The sequence below is a fragment of the Catenovulum sp. 2E275 genome, from assembly GCF_025515275.1.
Lineage (GTDB): Bacteria > Pseudomonadota > Gammaproteobacteria > Enterobacterales > Alteromonadaceae > Catenovulum.
The window spans coordinates 1-407 of record NZ_JAOPFU010000135.1 but is presented as its reverse complement, the minus strand read 5'-3'; the positions used below and the strand labels follow the sequence as shown (position 1 = coordinate 407).

Sequence of the window (407 nt, the reverse complement as noted above, 5' to 3'; positions counted from 1 at the left end):
CTGAAGAAGGCGGGTCACCAAGTACAACAGATATGCCGTTGTTTAAAATTAGCTTCTAGCTCGTTTTATTATCGCTTAAAACCCAAGTCGATTGATGCAGAAAAAATTCGCTTAGAAGCCGCTATGAAGCATATTCACAATGATATGGATGCAACGTACGGCAAACGCAGGATGTTATCTGAGCTGTTAGATATGGGCTTTAAATTGGGGATTGATAAAGTTAGCCGTTTTATGAAACGGCTCAAGCTCATTGCCAAGCGACCTAAACAACATAAGTATCCAGTTGGTGGCAAAGCCTCTGTGATTGCGCCTAATACACTGAATAGACAATTTAATCCTGAGTCGTTAAACACACATTGGTCGGGTGATATTACATTTGTCCGTACACAACAAGGATGGCTATATGT

1 protein-coding gene is annotated in these 407 nt (G+C 40.8%); it reads left to right on the top strand.

Going from position 1 to position 407, the window contains the following annotated elements; genetic code table 11:
* On the top strand, positions 1-407 hold a 407-nt coding region (locus N7931_RS19410), incomplete at both ends, for an IS3 family transposase (protein ID WP_262795989.1).